Source organism: Thalassolituus sp. UBA2590 (assembly GCF_002339775.1).
Taxonomy (GTDB): Bacteria; Pseudomonadota; Gammaproteobacteria; order Pseudomonadales; family Oceanobacteraceae; genus Thalassolituus.
Genome location: NZ_DDKU01000065.1, coordinates 1 through 16031, shown reverse-complemented (window position 1 = coordinate 16031; position 16031 = coordinate 1). Strand labels below are relative to the sequence as shown.

13 protein-coding genes are annotated in these 16031 nt (G+C 50.7%); 6 read left to right on the top strand and 7 right to left on the bottom strand.

All coding sequences use genetic code 11. From position 1 onward, the window contains the following. The 4 genes from urtD to urtA form a co-directional block, all read right to left on the bottom strand. Complete coding sequence (gene urtD, locus B2067_RS05850; RefSeq protein ID WP_076515078.1) at positions 1–765, bottom strand: urea ABC transporter ATP-binding protein UrtD; 765 nt, start codon at positions 763–765, stop codon at positions 1–3. After that, positions 758–1945 carry an urea ABC transporter permease subunit UrtC gene (gene urtC, locus B2067_RS05845; RefSeq protein ID WP_301387775.1) on the bottom strand — a complete coding sequence of 396 codons (1188 nt, stop codon included), beginning with the start codon at positions 1943–1945 and terminating at the stop codon, positions 758–760. The genes urtD and urtC overlap by 8 nt, the downstream gene beginning before the upstream one ends. A 15-nt stretch (positions 1946–1960) precedes the next feature. Next, positions 1961–2887 carry an urea ABC transporter permease subunit UrtB gene (gene urtB / locus B2067_RS05840; RefSeq protein WP_297534069.1) on the bottom strand — a complete coding sequence of 309 codons (927 nt, stop codon included), beginning with the start codon at positions 2885–2887 and terminating at the stop codon, positions 1961–1963. A 104-nt stretch (positions 2888–2991) separates the two neighbouring features. Further along, positions 2992–4248, bottom strand: a complete 1257-nt coding sequence (urtA, locus tag B2067_RS05835; RefSeq protein ID WP_076515075.1) for an urea ABC transporter substrate-binding protein — start codon at positions 4246–4248, stop codon at positions 2992–2994. 220 nt (positions 4249–4468) lie between these two features. On the opposite strand from urtA, the gene B2067_RS05830 reads away from it, so the two are divergent. The 6 genes from B2067_RS05830 (at position 4469) to B2067_RS05805 (ending at position 12804) form a co-directional block, all read left to right on the top strand. Next, positions 4469–7909: a hybrid sensor histidine kinase/response regulator gene (locus B2067_RS05830; protein ID WP_301387774.1), complete on the top strand. Its 3441-nt coding sequence runs from the start codon at positions 4469–4471 to the stop codon at positions 7907–7909. After that, positions 7906–8838: a response regulator transcription factor gene (locus B2067_RS05825; RefSeq protein ID WP_301387772.1), complete on the top strand. Its 933-nt coding sequence runs from the start codon at positions 7906–7908 to the stop codon at positions 8836–8838. Before B2067_RS05830 ends, B2067_RS05825 begins: the two co-directional genes overlap by 4 nt. Positions 8839–8912: 74 nt before the next feature. Beyond that, positions 8913–9521, top strand: coding sequence for a glutathione S-transferase family protein (locus tag B2067_RS05820; protein ID WP_068436074.1), 609 nt, complete (start codon positions 8913–8915; stop codon positions 9519–9521). A gap of 68 nt (positions 9522–9589) precedes the next feature. Continuing rightward, positions 9590–10171 carry an NADPH-dependent FMN reductase gene (locus B2067_RS05815; RefSeq protein WP_068436076.1) on the top strand — a complete coding sequence of 194 codons (582 nt, stop codon included), beginning with the start codon at positions 9590–9592 and terminating at the stop codon, positions 10169–10171. A 356-nt stretch (positions 10172–10527) separates the two neighbouring features. Beyond that, complete coding sequence (locus B2067_RS05810; protein ID WP_301387771.1) at positions 10528–11577, top strand: 2Fe-2S iron-sulfur cluster binding domain-containing protein; 1050 nt, start codon at positions 10528–10530, stop codon at positions 11575–11577. 48 nt (positions 11578–11625) lie between these two features. Then, entirely contained in the window at positions 11626–12804 is a 1179-nt protein-coding gene (locus B2067_RS05805) for an alkane 1-monooxygenase (protein WP_297534076.1), read from the top strand. Between the two features lie 106 nt (positions 12805–12910). On the opposite strand, the gene B2067_RS05800 is transcribed toward B2067_RS05805, so the two are convergent. The 3 genes from B2067_RS05800 to B2067_RS05790 all read right to left on the bottom strand — a co-directional run. Beyond that, positions 12911–13357, bottom strand: a complete 447-nt coding sequence (locus tag B2067_RS05800; protein WP_297534078.1) for a hypothetical protein — start codon at positions 13355–13357, stop codon at positions 12911–12913. Beyond that, positions 13347–13928, bottom strand: coding sequence for a type II toxin-antitoxin system MqsA family antitoxin (locus tag B2067_RS05795; RefSeq protein ID WP_297534080.1), 582 nt, complete (start codon positions 13926–13928; stop codon positions 13347–13349). Before B2067_RS05795 ends, B2067_RS05800 begins: the two co-directional genes overlap by 11 nt. 554 nt (positions 13929–14482) lie before the next feature. Further along, positions 14483–16031: 3'-5' exonuclease (locus B2067_RS05790; protein ID WP_301387770.1), on the bottom strand; the 1549-nt coding region annotated here is incomplete at its 5' end.

Here is a 16031-nt window from a genome sequence, read left to right as displayed (position 1 = left end):
TTAGTGACCGAGATAAACTTCAACGACTTTCGGGTCAGACTGCACCCGGTCCATTGAGCCTTCAGATAAAACCTTGCCCTGGTGAAGTACGGTCACCCGGTCGGCAATGTCGGCAACGAATTGCATATCGTGTTCAATCACAAGTACTGAGCGGTCTTTGGTAATACGGTGCAGCAGGTCTGCTGTCTGTTTACGCTCAGAGACCGACATACCTGCAACCGGCTCGTCCAGCATCAGCAGTTCGGGGTCCTGGATCAGCAGCATGCCAATTTCCAGCCACTGCTTCTGACCGTGAGAGAGCAGGTCGGCTGAGGTATCCAGTTTGTCGCCGAGAAAAATCATGTCGGCGATTTCTTTTACTTTGTCGACGACCTCTTTATCGCGACGGAAAAAGAGGGCACCCCAGACGTTGCGGCCGCGAGGGAACGACAGCTCAAGGTTTTCGAATACCGTCAGGTCTTCATAGATGGATGGGTTCTGGAATTTCCGACCAACGCCTGCGTGAACAATCTGGTGCTCGTTTAGCTTGGTTAATTCTTTACCCTTAAATTTAATCGAACCTTCAGTGGCCTTGGTACGGCCACAGATGAGATCCAGTACCGTCGTCTTACCGGCCCCGTTAGGGCCGATAATGACGCGGATTTCCTGTTCTTCGACGTACAGCGATAAATCGTTCACTGCTTTAAAACCATCGAAGGACACAGTCAGACCTTCTACGCTCAAGACAAAGTCTTTTGCTGGAATGGATTTCGTTGACTCAAGCATGTTTGCGCTCCTCAGAAGTCAGGGTCTCTTCGCCGTTATCTGCTTTGTCGGATGAAGCATCTTTCGCTGCAGGCGTTGGTGCCGAAGGTGAATCGTCTTTCTTGCTCATTTTCAGCAGCAGAGGTTCGATGTAACGCTGGTAGACACCGGCCAGACCATTCGGGAAGGCCATCACCACACCGATGAACAGAGCGCCCATAGCGAACAACCAGAGTTCAGGGAAGGATTCGGAAAAGCTGGTTTTCGCCCAGTTCACCAGAAGGGTGCCGTACACAGCGCCGAGGATTGACAGACGACCACCCAGTGCACAGAAAATCACCATTTCAATCGATGGTACGATGCCGACGAAGGTAGGCGACATAAAGCCAACCTGCAGAGTAAACATGGCACCGCCGACAGCTGAAATCGCAGCGGCCAGGCAGAAGATAAAAATCTTGAAGCCAGAGACGTCGTAGCCAGAGAAACGAACGCGCTCTTCACTTTCACGCATCGCGACTAATAAGCGACCGAGTTTGCTTTTAATCACAAAGGCGGCAACAAACAGGGCGAGAAACAGCAGCAGTGCGTTGATGTAGTAGAGGATGTATTTTGCTTCGTCGGTGCGGATATCCCAGCCATGCAGTGTGCGTAGGTCGGTAATACCGTTTACGCCGCCGGTGTAGCCTTGCTGACCGATAATCAGGATGGTCAGGATGGCCGCAACCGCTTGCGTGATAATGGCGAAGTACACACCACCGACACGACGCTTGAACATGGCAACAGCAATGATAAAAGCGAAGACAGCAGGCACAGCAATAACAGCGAACAGAGTAAAGCCAAAGCTGTGGAAGGGTTCCCAGAACCATGGCAGTTCGGTGAGCTGGTTCCAGTCCATAAAGTCCGGAATACCAGGAGTAGACTGAATCGCAGTATTTTCAGGTGACGAGGCTTCCAGTTTCAGGAACATCGCCATGCAGTAACCGCCCAGGCCAAAGAATACCCCCTGACCGAGGCTGAGAATGCCACCGTAGCCCCAGCAAAGAACCAGACCAAGAGCAACGAAAGCGTAAGTGAGATATTTACCCACCAGGTTAAGGCGGAAGATATCCATCGACAGCGGCAGGATCACCAGCAGCAGAACTGCAAGAATGATCATGTGGCTGTACTGATTGCGGGCAATAAAATCGGCAAATTTATTCATACGTTATGCTCCTGCTCAGTGACGTACTTTGAGAGTGAACAGACCCTGAGGACGAAGCATCAGAATGCCGACCACAAACAGCAGGGTGAGTACTTTGGCCATGGAACCGCTGAGGAAGAATTCCATCGTTGACTGGGCCTGAGAGATGGTGAAGGCCGAGGCGACGGTACCCAGAAGGCTGGATGCACCACCGAACACAACAACAAGGAAGGTATCAACGATATATAGCTGACCTGACGTCGGACCGGTAGAACCGATCATGGTGAACGCAGAACCTGCGATGCCTGCGATGCCGCAACCGAGTGCGAAGGTCAGACGGTCAACTTTCTCGGTATTAATACCAACAGCAGCAGCCATCGGACGATTCTGTACAACCGCACGGGTTTGTTTACCCAGACGGGATTTCTGCATCATTAATGCAACACCGACGGTAATCACGATCGTCAGGCCCATCACAAACAGACCGTTCACCGGCACTTCAACCATGTCGGTTACCGGGTACGAACCCATCAACCAGTCAGGCAGAGTGACGCCTACTTCACGCGCGCCAAATACGGTGCGGTAGAGTTGTTGCAGAATCAGGCTCAGGCCCCAGGTAGCAAGCAGAGTATCCAGAGGGCGGTGATAAAGATGGCGTATCATCGCCCACTCGACAAAGGCCCCGAGAGCGGCCGTGACAAAGAAGGCCACTATCATGGCCAGAAAGAAGTAACTGCCATAAATACTTGGCAGGTAGTCAGCAAACAGATTTGAAATTATGTAGGTAACGTAAGCACCGAGAATCATAAATTCGCCGTGTGCCATATTGATCACACCCATCTGGCCGAAAATAATCGCCAGACCGAGTGCCATCAGAACAAAAACAGAAAACAGGATAAGTCCGGCAAAACCTTGCATAGCAAAGATGGAGGTAAGCTCGGATGCAGAATATTCGGCAAACATGATGTTTCTCCCCGGTGGATCAGAATTCGGTAGCGGCTGGTGGTTACCGGCGCGCTACCGGAAGGGTGGGCTGAGAAAACTCAGCCCGGGTCATGCGTGGGGTTTTACTGGTAACCCTCAGGGAATGGATCAGGCTCGATCAGTTCATCACTTTCATAAACCACTTTGTACTGACCGTCAGGCTCGGCGAGACCGATACGGGTTTTCGACCAGAGGTGGTGGTTTTTGTGAACACGGACGTAACCTTCTGGTGCTGTTGTCAGCTCGATACCAGGAGAGGCTTCACGGACTTTATCGATATCGAAAGAACCGGCTTTTTCGACCGCTGCTTTCCATAACCATGGGCCAAGGTAAGCTGCCTGAGTTACGTCACCGATCACGATGTCGTCACCCCAGCGTTCTTTAAATGCTTTTACGAACGCCTGGTTGTTTTCGTTAGGCAGAGACTGGAAGTACTTCATTGAAGCGTAGATACCTTCAATGTTCTCACCGCCAATACCGAGGATTTCATCCTCTGTGACTGAGATGGTCAGGAACAGTGGCTTCTCTTTGCCCATGTCGATACCGGCCGCTTTCAGCTGTTTATAGAAAGCAACGTTAGAACCGCCTACCACTGAGATGAATACAACGTCAGGCTTTTTCAGCTTGATTTTGTTGATCACTGAGTTGAACTGAGTGTGACCCAGTGGGTAGTACTCTTCGCCCACAACTTTAGAGCCGAGTACGTTTTCGATGTGCTTACGTGCAATTTTGTTTGAGGTACGTGGCCAGATGTAGTCAGAGCCGAGCAGGTAGAATTTCTTCGCGCCTTTTTCACGGGCTGCCCAGTCCAGACCTTCAAGAATCTGCTGAGTCGCTTCCTGACCTGTGTAGATCACGTTAGGAGACTGTTCCAGACCTTCGTAGAAAGTCGGGTAGTAGAGCATACCGTTATACTGCTCAAAGACTGGCAGAGCGGCTTTACGTGACGCTGAAGTCCAGCAACCGAAAACGGCCGCGACTTTATCCTGAACCAGGAGCTTCTTGGATTTCTCAGCGAAGGTTGGCCAGTCACTGGCGCCGTCTTCCTGAATGTATTCGATCTTACGACCCAGTACACCGCCCATGGCGTTGATCTGTTCAATGGCAAGCTTCTCAGCTTGTACTGAACCTGTTTCACTGATCGCCATGGTGCCAGTAACTGAGTGTAGAATACCGACTTTAACGGTATCGTCCGTTACTGCCAGCCCAGTGCTGTTCACTTCGTCCGCCAGCGCTGGAACACTTGTATGTGCAAGCATCAGAGCGGCAGGTATTGCGAGTAAATTTTTCAGAAAACCGCGCCGTGCAAGCGCTGTGTTTTCAAAGGTTGGTAGTCGCATAGTCAGGCCTCACTTAGGTAGTTTGTGGTTGCTGTGACCTTTTCAGATTGCCTGTAGCGACGGTTTTGGAACATTCGTTGAACGCTCCACCGGGGTACGTCATTTGACGCATACGAGTTGGCACGGGATATGAATAAGATAAGTCGCCAGGATGCGATAACAGATTTTATGAACGCGATAGCAGATTTATGAGCGCGACAGCAGACTTCCTGGAGACCGGATGGCAAACCCACAACTACTGACTACCCGCCGTAACTACAATCGCTGGGTTGCCAACCAGACCCTCGAAGACTTTGCACTTCGTTTTACGGGTAAGAACGCCCGCCGCTGGTCGTCGGCACGGGTATCCAACACCGCACTTGGCGCAATCTCGTTCCTGGCGCTGGAAGCCATCGGAGCAGCGATTACTCTGGTCTATGGCGTCCATGCGGCGCTTCTGGCGACCATGGTGGTGTCGGCCATTATCTTCCTGACGGCAATTCCCATCAGTTATTACGCGGCCCGCTATGGGGTCGATATTGATCTGCTCAGCCGGGGAGCCGGATTCGGCTATATCGGCTCGACGGTGACTTCGCTGATCTACGCATCTTTCACCTTTATCTTTATGGCGCTCGAAGCTGCCATCATGGCGTCGGCCATGGATATCCTCTTTTCGGTGCCCTTGTGGCTTGGCTACCTGATCAGTGCCTTGATCGTGATTCCGCTGGTAACTCACGGTATTACCCTGATTTCACGGTTTCAGCTATGGACTCAACCCCTCTGGTTTCTGCTTCAGCTGGCGCCGTTCGTGTTCATTCTTTGGCAGGAAACTCAGGCCATCAGCGACTGGATCAACTTTGAATCGCCGGTTGCACCGTCAGAGGGCAACGGCGTCAGTCTGATCTATTTTGGTGCCGCATCTGCCGTCATCTTTTCGTTGATTGCTCAAATCGGAGAGCAGGTCGACTTCCTGCGCTTTTTGCCGGAGCCGAAACCGGATCAGCGACTACGCTGGTGGACTGCATTGATTATCGGCGGGCCGGGATGGATTCTGATGGGCGCCATTAAAATCATGGCCGGATCATTTCTGGTTGTGCTGGCACTCAGTCACGGGCTGGGTTACGACGAGGCGGGTGACCCGACCCACATGTACGCTGTTGCGTTCAGCTACCTGACCGAATCACCACTGGCGGTGATGGCACTGACGGGGATTTTTGTAGTGCTCTGTCAGGTGAAGATTAATGTCACTAACGCCTACGCGGGTTCAATCGCCTGGTCGAATTTCTTTTCACGTCTTACCCACAGCCACCCGGGGCGTGTTGTCTGGCTCTTCTTCAACGTGATGATTGCCATTCTGGTGATGGCGCTTGGAGTGTACGAATCACTCGAGCATATCTTAGGCATCTATTCGAATGTCGCAGTCGCCTGGGTCGGCGCACTGGTTGCCGATCTTGTGATTAATAAACCGTTAGGCCTGAGCCCGAAGCATATTGAGTTCAAGCGTGCCTACCTTTATGACATTAACCCGGTGGGCTTTGGCGCTATGGTGCTCGCATCCTTGTGCGGCATTTTGTCATTTACCGGTATCTGGGGTGAGACGGCACAGGCGCTGTCTTCGTTTATTTCTTTATTTACTGCGTTCTTTCTGGCACCTGTTATCGCTCTGATCACCGGCGGTAAATACTATCTTGCGCGTGAGATTATTCCGCTGTCACCAGCCACTGAGCAGTTAACCTGCAGCGTCTGCGAGAACGAATTCGACCGCGAAGATATCGCCGTGTGCCCGGCTTACAACGGGCACATCTGCTCGTTATGCTGCACGCTGGAATCACGCTGCCACGACCAGTGCAAAGAAAACGCACGCTTCAGCGATCAGATTGCCGCGACGCTGACGACCCTACTTCCCGACCGCTTAGTACATCGTCTTAACCCTCGTATTCTGCAGTTTTCGGGTTTATTGACCATTATCGGTGGCATCGTTGGGCTCCTGTTCTGGTTGGTGTACATGCAGGCACCTTCTGATAACAGCATGCAGGCTTTGCTTGGCAGTAGTCTGTTGCAGGTTTACGTATTGTTGATGATTATCGTCGGTGTTCTGATCTGGTTATTTGTACTCGCTAACGAGAGTCGCGAGTTAGCGCTAGATGAAGCCACAAAACAGACGGATCTGTTATCGCAGGAAATTGCTGCGCATGAAGAGACAGACCGTGCTTTGCAGCAGGCGAAAGAATTAGCAGAGGCTGCTAACCTGGCAAAAAGTCGCTATCTCGGTGGTATCAGTCACGAGTTAAGAAGCCCACTGAATTCTGTGCTGGGTTACGCTCAGTTACTCGAAAAAAGTGACGGCCTCAGTGATAAACAGCAACGTCAGATAAGTCTGATCCGCAGTAGTGGCGAATATCTTGCTGACCTGATTGAAGGCTTGCTCGACCTGTCGCGCATCGAAGCCGGGCGGCTTGAGATTCGTCGTGATGAAGTCAACCTCAAGCGCTTATTGAATGATCTCGCCGAAATGTTCCGTCTGCAGTCGGTCGCCAAGGGCATTACGTTTACGTACGAGGCGCCGGCGTATTTACCGGATATGGTACGTACCGACGAAAAACATCTGCGCCAGATTCTCACTAACCTTTTATCGAATGCCGTGAAATATACGGAGACCGGCGGTGTTTCGCTGAGCGTAAAATACCGTAGCCAGGTTGCTGAATTTACGGTAAAAGACACCGGGCCGGGGATCAGCGCAGAAGAGCACAAAAAGATATTCCAACCGTTTGAACGTATTCGCAAACCTGGCCATCCGCAGCAGCCGGGCACCGGTCTTGGCCTGACGATCAGTCAATTACTTGCCGATATTATGGGCGGTGAAATCACACTGAAAAGCGCACCGGGTTCCGGCAGTACGTTCCGCTTAACCATGATGCTATCCAGCATTGAACGAAAAGTTCACCTTGCTGATAAACCCGCAGCGCCGGCACAGAAAATCATTGGTTATGAAGGCGATAAACGAGTCGTACTCACTGTGGATGATGAACCATCACATCGTGGGCTGATCAGTGAGACCTTATCGCCCCTCGGGTTTACCGTGCTCGAAGCCTCCGGTGCCGATGAATGCGAGGCTGTGCTTGGTGAGGCCAGAGTCGATCTTCTGCTACTGGATATTTCGATGCCGGGCCGCAACGGCTGGACCCTGTTGCAGAAGCTACGTAACGATGGATTTTCGGCGCCTGTGATTATGGTATCTGCTGATGCGGAAGACCGGATTTCTGCTGAAGGAAACGGGGCATTTTCTGAACCGGGCCGACGTTTGAATGATGACTATCTGATCAAACCGATGAAGGATCAGGTATTACTCGATAAAATTGCGCGACAGCTGGATCTCAGTTGGATTTATGAAGGCAGCCCTGAGGACGTCCCGGAGCAGGCAAGGGTCGCTCCTCTCACTGATGCGAGGCTACGCGAATTTATGTCATTTTCTCAGCTCGGCTATGTGGCTGGGCTGGAGACTTTGGTCGAGGCTTGCGAGCAGGAACAGCTGGACCCTGAATTCGTCAGAGAGCTGAAGCGTTGTATTACCTCATTCCGCTTTGCTGACGTCCACGCCATGTGCGCTGCGCGCCTGGATGCTCAATCTCCGAAGTCACAAGATAATACTGATGAGCACAGTATTGGGAGTAAAAAACCATGAGTCCTGAAGCAGGCTCGGCTAAACTTGGTGCTACAACTTCTGGCACTATTCTGATCGTCGACGATACACCGGAGTCTCTGGCCTTTATGAATGAGGCGTTGGCAGGGGCAGGGTATACCGTTTTAGTCGCTATGGATGGTGAGCAGGCATTGAATATCGCACGGTTGATGACGCCCGATCTGATTCTGATGGATGGAGTAATGCCTCGCATGGATGGCTTTGAAACCTGTCGTGCTCTCAAGGCATCGCCTGATAGCGAAGATGTCCCGGTCATTTTTCTCACCGGGCTGAGCGACAGCAGTGATGTCTTAAAAGGGCTTGAGGCTGGTGGCGTCGACTATCTGACCAAGCCTGTGAACCTCGATGAAATGTTAGCGCGTGTTCAGGTGCACCTGTCGACGGCGATGAAAACAAAGAGTGCTCGTCGTGCACTTGAAGAAATGGGGCAGCCCGCCTTTGCCTGTGACGTGAATGGCACTTTACTGTGGGCGACGCGCGTCGCAGAAGAGCTTCTGGAAAGCACAGGTGCAGACCTTGAAAGCTGGCAGCCTGTATTAAGCCAGGATCTGCCTACCTGGCTGACCCGCTCGCCGGAGCGCAACGCGACCTTGCGATTGACCTCTGAGCAGGCCGAAGTCAGTGTGCGCTATCTCGGGCGCCCGCTGCCCGGTGAATATCTGATGCGTTTCGTACTCAATGAAGAAGTGGCGGCACGGCAGGCGCTTAAGGCGGCGTTTGATCTGACGGATCGTGAAACTCAGGTACTGTTCTGGCTTAGCCGGGGTAAGACCAATCAGGAGATTGCCCAGATACTTGAGATGAGCCCCCGTACAGTGAATAAGCATCTCGAACCCGTATTCCGCAAGCTGGGTGTAGAAAACCGCACTGCAGCAGTCGCCACCGCATTAGCTATATCTGGACAACAATAAGTTGTCGAACTTGACCGCTATATAGCCTCTGGGTAGCTTGAGACGTTACTTACTCAGGCAGAGGCCATTGCTCTATGAAACTTTATGATAACCCGCACGCCCCGAACCCGCGTCGTGTACGTATGGTATTAGCTGAAAAAGGCATTACCTATGACCGTGAAGAACTAGATCTCGGCGCTGGTGACAACCTTAAAGTGGAGTTCTGTGCGAAGAACCCATTCGCTAAAGTGCCGGTTCTGGAGCTGGACGACGGCTTGTGCCTGTCAGAAACGCCGGCTATTTGTCGTTACCTTGATGAAGTTTCCGATGAAGGCAGCCTCTTTGGGACCACACCAAAAGAGCGTGCCATCATTCATATGTGGGAGCACCGGATGGAATCTATGGTTCTCTATCCTGCACTGTTTGCCTTCCAGCACATTACGGGCTTCTTTAAGGATCGTATGACGCCAGTCGAAGACTTCGGCAAAGAGAGCGCTAAAAACTTCATGAAGTCTTTGCCTGTTCTGGATGCTCAGCTTGCTAATAACGAGTGGATAGCAGGCAGCCAGTTTTCTATTGCCGACATCACTGCGATTTGTGCCATCGACTTTGCACGCATTGTTAAAGTCCGGGTCGGCGACGAGTACCCCAATATCCAGCGTTGGTACGCGGCAATGAAAGAGCGTCCGTCGTACGCGGCCTGAACGAACTTTTCCGCTCTTTTGGACACGGAAATAGAAGCAACTTTACGGATTAGTTATAAGGGGTAATTATGGCGAATTACGCAATTATCAGCGCCAGCCATCGTGATGGCGCACAAAGCCTGCGTCTGGCACAAGAACTGAACACGCGCTTCTTCGACGGCGGCGCTGACGTGATTGATCTCTTCAAAGCGGACCTTCCATTGTGGAATGGCGAGCGCGAAGCGAATGAGCAGGTCAAAGAAGTACAGAATAAAATTACGCAGGCTGACGGCCTGGTGTTTGTGGTTCCTGAGTGGCACGGCATGGCGCCTGCCGGATTAAAAAACCTGTTTCTCTGGTGCAGCCATCCGCAGTTTGCGCATAAACCTGCTTTGCTGGTTGCCGTGTCTGGGTCGGTCGGTGGCGCCTTTGTTGTCGCTGAGCTTCGCGGTAGCGGCTACAAAAACTCGCGTTTACTCTGGTTGCCAGAGCATCTGATTCTTCGAGATGCCTCCGAACTCTGGCAGGGTAAGGGCCGTGAATCAGATGAGTATCTTGAGAAGCGTGCCCACTATGCGGTTGAGCAACTCAAGACCTACACCGAAGCGCTTGCGCCTCAACGCGAAGCACTGACTGCGGGCCTGGAAGATTTTCCAAACGGCATGTCTTAAGCCGTTAGCCTTGTATTGAGTCCTCAGTGCTAGCTGGGGCTTTGGCTCACTTGATGCAGGTCAAGTGAGCGACACATTACTACCACTGTGCTGAAGCCGCTCTGGCTGATAAACACTTTCTCTTACTTCTCCCTGTTTTCCGTATCTTTTCTTCTGGGTATTACTTTATTTACCCGGACATTTTCCGGTTTTTATCCTTTTCCTTACATTTTCTTCGGTTGGTTTATTCTCATCTACTGGCTTCCTTCAGTGCTCTGTGATGAGCCATTTTCTCTGTGGATGGCAGAATCAAACCTTTTCATGTTTGTTTTCAACTGTAGGATTGTCTAACAATCTAACAATGAGAAGACAGAGCAATGTTCGGGCTGTTTAAATCTGCGAAACCACATACCTTAACCATCGAAGGCGTTGGAGAGTTCACGGTAAATCCGAAAGAGACCATTCTGACTGCTGCCCTGCGTCAGGGCGTTCGTTTTCCTTACAGCTGCAAAGTGGGTGGTTGCGCAACCTGTAAGTGCAAATTGCAGGACGGCCAGGTTAAAGAATTAACCTCAGCGGCCTTTATTCTCAGCTCTGAGGATATCGAACAGAAATACATTCTCGGCTGTCAGTCACAACTGAAGTCTGACGTGACGGTGTTTGTGGATGGCCTGTCTGATGGCACGTCTGTGGCAAATGTGCAGGAAGGAGAAATAACAGCGATTGAAAAGCTTACCGCCGACATGGTCTGCGTCACGGTGACTTTGCCTGAAGAAACCACCTATGTACCTGGCCAATACGCTCTGTTTTCAACACCTGCTGTGCCTTCAGGTTCTCGTAGCTATTCATTCGCGACGCCGCCTCAGGGGAACCATGTGCGTTTCTTTATCCGTGAAGTATCGGGTGGCGAAATGTCTGGCTGGGCGAATCACCATGCCGTTGTCGGCGATAAAGTGACTGTGGATGGCCCTTATGGTGATTTTTATCTGCGTCAGGACGCGGGTGAAAAACGCGGTGGTGAAATGCTGATGATTGCTGGTGGCAGTGGCATAGCGCCGGTACTGGCGATTCTCGAAGACGCCATGAACCACAAAATAGACCGTGACGTGACCTTCCTGTTTGGCGCGCGCACCGAGAAAGACCTGTGTGCGCTTGAAGAAATATCCCGTATTTCGCGCAACTGGTCCGGCCGCTTCCGCTTTATCCCGGTGCTGTCTGAAGAGCCTGAAGGCAGCAGTTGGGAAGGGCGTCGCGGTCTGGTCACGGATGTTATTCCTGAATTAACAGACATTACCCAAACCTACATGTGCGGCCCACCTCCTATGTTGGACGCTGCAGAAAGCTGCCTGAAGAAATTAGGCATGAGCGAAAACGGAATTTATTGCGACCGGTTTACCGACCGTTCGCATACCCAAAAAGCCGGATAAGACAGAATTTAAATCTAACATAAAAGAGCATAACGGAAGGAGAATCCTATGTTCCATTACCTCAAATACTTTCTTTTTCACGCCATTGGTCTGCTTGCCGCAGCGGCAATGTTCCTCGGCGCCGACTGGATTATTTATGGTCTGATCGCCATCTTCGGCGGCTATATCGTACTGGACGCTGTGTTGGGGGATGACACAACGACTCCTGACTTTAAACACCCGGGTATTTTGACTGCGCAGCTCTGGTTAGCATTGCCTCTCCTTTCGTTGATTGTCTTTGCCTATTTCTGGCAGGTGAGTGCCGGTGATCTGTTCGGTCTGGGAGAAATGCTCACCAGCCTGACCGGTTACGATGTTCTGGCAGCTAAAGCCGAGGGCACTTGGGTGTCAGATCTGTGCGCTCTGCTTATGACCGGCCTGATGATTGGTATGGTGGGCACCATTACCGGCCATGAACTGACGCATCGTACCTGGGACCCGACCTCAATGTTTATTGGTCGCTGGTTGCTGGCTTTCAGCTTCGATGTCGCCTTCGCCGTTGAACATGTTTACGGTCACCACCGTTACGTGAGTACGACTAAAGATCCTGCCACTGCACCGCGTGGCCGCAACGTCTATTTCCACGTACTGGCATCGACCATTAAGGGCAACATCAGCGCACTGAAACTCGAAGCTGAGCGTCTACGTAAAATGGGTCACAGCCCACTGTCGATCCGTAACTCGGTACTGCGTGGTTACGGCATGAGTGCCATCATTGTTGCACTGGCATTCCTGGCTGGTGGTGTAGAAACCATGCTGCTGTTTATCGGTGCGGGCTTGTTCGGTAAAGCGCTGCTGGAAATCGTAAACTACATGGAACACTACGGCATGGTGCGCAACCCAGAACTGCCAGTGCAGCCACGTCACTCATGGAACACCAACAAGCGCTTCTCTTCATGGACCATGTTCAACCTGACCCGTCACTCTCACCACCACGCACACGGTGAAGTGCCATACCAGGATCTGCGTCCCTACCCAGAAGCACCGACCATGATCAATGGCTACCTGACTACCATCGTCGTCGCCCTGATTCCACCGTTGTGGCACTACCTGATGACGCCAAAAGTGCTGGAGTGGGATGAGAAATACGCCAGCGACGAAGAGAAGGTACTGGCTGCAGAAGCGAACCGCATCAGTGGCATTAAAGCGCTGACAGAGCACGGCCAGGTATCAGCTCAGCAGGCGTAAGCTCAGCGGGTATTGTTAGAAGTAAAAAGTCGAAAGCCCCGGAAACGGGGCTTTTTTGTCTTTCTTATTTAATAATATTGCTTTTACTATTAAAGAAATAAAACTATCAAACTCCAACTTTTAAGGTTGGTAGTGTCAATGGTCCATATATCGATCTTGATGTTAATAGAGAGACTTGCTCTCGAATTGCACCGATTACCATCGAAGCACCGTTTACACGAGCTAGATTATCTCTCTTTTCTTCGTCGTCCATTGCGTTCATTTCAAATAATGCTCTGGCTTCAATATCCAAAATATAAGGACAAGGTTTCGCTTTATCGTCTTCGTTAAAAACTTGAAAGACAACTGCAATAACATATTGAAATCGATTATTTTCGAGTTTCTGAGCAGGAGTGACTTCAATGTGATGGCCAAATTGAACACCTGAGAAGTCAAACTCGGGTGCCCAGACACCATCTGGAAATTTTTCGTTATTCTCTGCCTCGAAATGAACACGAGCAAAAAACATTTGTTTCAACTGCAGTGGAGATGCCGTAAGCGTATTAGCTGGCATTTTGAAATTCCTCAGTGACAATCTCAAAGCGATCCGAATTCAATATTTGCTTCGAAGAAATATGCTCGCGAACAAAGTGTGTATTTTGACCGAGCTCAGGCCGCACATATGAACGTGAATTAAATCCAGCCGTGAGATGACTATGATGTTTTAGTATTACCTTGGCCTCCTTGGCTAAATACGCTGCAGCCATCGGAAATCTTTTACTGATCTTTAGGAGGTTATTCATTGGCTCTGATTGAATAACATCATCATTTTCATATTTTGAAAATGCAACAGGACCGCCGCCAAACATACGTGCAGCCTGTTCTTGGCTAAGGCCAAGAGAGTGGCGCATCGCTTTCACCTCTGCGCCTGTCATAAGGCCTTCCATCTGCTTCTTAAACGCTATCATGGCACGCTTGTTCTGACGTACTTGTGCCGCGGTTGCAGTTTCACTACCGCACTCATCGCATTCGGAATGTAGACTCTTGATATAACCACAACGGCCTGCATGTTCAACCTCGATCACTTCAGAACGAGTGTGAAGATGACCCTCATCACAGATAGGGCAAAGACTTAAGTCTGACATATTCATCTCCTTTCTTCGGAAAGATGACAAGAAGCGATCAATATGAGCTCCGGTTCAGAGTTCTCATCTTTTGGACGCTTCAGAGCAAATTTCACGTAGTATTCAAAGCACATTTCTTTGTGTGCGTACTGGACCCATTCTTTTCGATGTAAGCTATAAGCATCGCATGCAATGACTAGCTTAGGGGATTTACCTTTGCACCATTCAGATCCAATGAACCTCCCCACAGTGAGCGCTTCACGGATCAACTCGGGAACATCGTTCTCCAGATCCAGACTATAACGTTCAAGATCGTGGACGCACTTTTTCGTGAAAGGCTTCGGAACGACTTTTCGAGTTAAGGCATTCAGTACCTTATCTTTTGCATACAAAGGGCCGTCATCTATAGACCTAGGCTCCAGATTCATCGGAGGCTCACCTTCGTATGCACTAATGTTCTTCAGAGTATTTACCATTATGGTAAGTTCAATCCAGTTTTGCGCATAGTACTCTTTGCCATTTTTGTGTCAATAGTCCGTTTTTGTTAGATAGTCAGGTTCAATGTACCGGTTCGCCTATCCTAACAGGTCATCCAGGTAGTCACTGGCCATACCCGCCGAGGTTATTACCAATTCATCACGTGCTCGGGTACAGGCTACATAGAGAAGGTGTCTCTCTGTATCGTCGACCTCTTTCATAGCCTGCTCGTCCCCCATTACAGCATCAATGCGCTCTGACAGTGGTAATACATCATCGTCGCACGCCATCAGCAACACGCATTTGAACTCTAAACCTTTGGCGAGGTGCATGGTGCAGAGTGATACCTTGTCGGTTACCCATTCCATCGCCCTACTCATTGTGTTGAAGTCGGCGTTAGCTATCCTCAATGCCGCTTGTGCTCTGTGGAATTGACCAGGACTACGGACGATAAGGCCAATTTCTTCAGCAGCTATATTGGAATCTAACCACTCGCGTATTTTATCCCCCACAAACTGATTCTCTTCTGCCTCGTCGTCAAGGAGTTCAATCACTGGATCTGGGCCATTGAAGAGTGAGATAGTGCCGCTGCGATCATCAATGTTTCCATCGGTATCGCTGATTTCATTGTCCAGAAGCCTGTCTGCCTGCCTACGGATTTGATGCGATGTACGGTAGTTAATTTTGAGCGTGCTTGAACGGCCACGGAGGTCGATACCCAGTGCTTTCCATGAAAAGCCAGGCTGGAAGATTCGTTGCCCTAAGTCTCCTGCGAAGAACAGGCTGTCAGGGCGGTTCTGCCCTAATGCAGCGATCAGCTTGAGTTGAGGGATGGTTAAGTCCTGAGCTTCGTCGATCAGCACATGATCGAAGATGACTCGATTTTGCTGCAGTAGCTTCTCAGCCAAGCGAGTATACATAGTTGCTTCGGTGATCAACCCTTGGTGCTCGAGTGATTGCCACACTCTATGAAAGATTGACCAGAGGTGCTGGCGTTTAGATTCACTCAGGCGACTCTTGCGGCCGGTTCGTTTAGTATCGCGGTAGGTCTCCCAGCTCTTCAACTGAAGGGCATCAATTAGGTAAGACCACTCATCCATCAGAAAGCGTTGAGAATATTCCGTCTCTTCAGCGAGTGCAGCCTCAGCGAGTAGCTGGTTAAGTTGATCCTCAGTTACCAGTTGAAAATGACCAAGGTTTGCCTTGTAAAGCCGTGCTGCTATCTCCCGGACTGAATAGACCTCAAGCCTCTCGCCGAGACTGAGTTGGCGTTTCTCGGAAATAAGTCTTTTGCAGCGTTCTCTCAATACATTCGCTAAAAGGCTCGAATAGGTCGCGAGCAGAACACGTTTGTCGTCATTCTGGCTCACCAGATGCATAGCGCGATGCAGCGCCACAATGGTTTTACCAGTGCCAGCTGATCCTGTAACTCGCGCAGGTCCTTTAAATTCACGCTCGACCAGTTCTTGCTGACTTGGGTGCAGGAATAATGTCCATTTATCCCAAGGGTAATCCAGTGCACGCTCCAGAGCCTCGATATCCTCCAGAATACGGAAGCGGCGCATCGCGTCTGGGTGGTTGAAAGGGTTGCTATTCGCTGGTGCCTGCTTGGCAGGTTTGGGGGTTTTACCTTCGTGGATTTCCAGA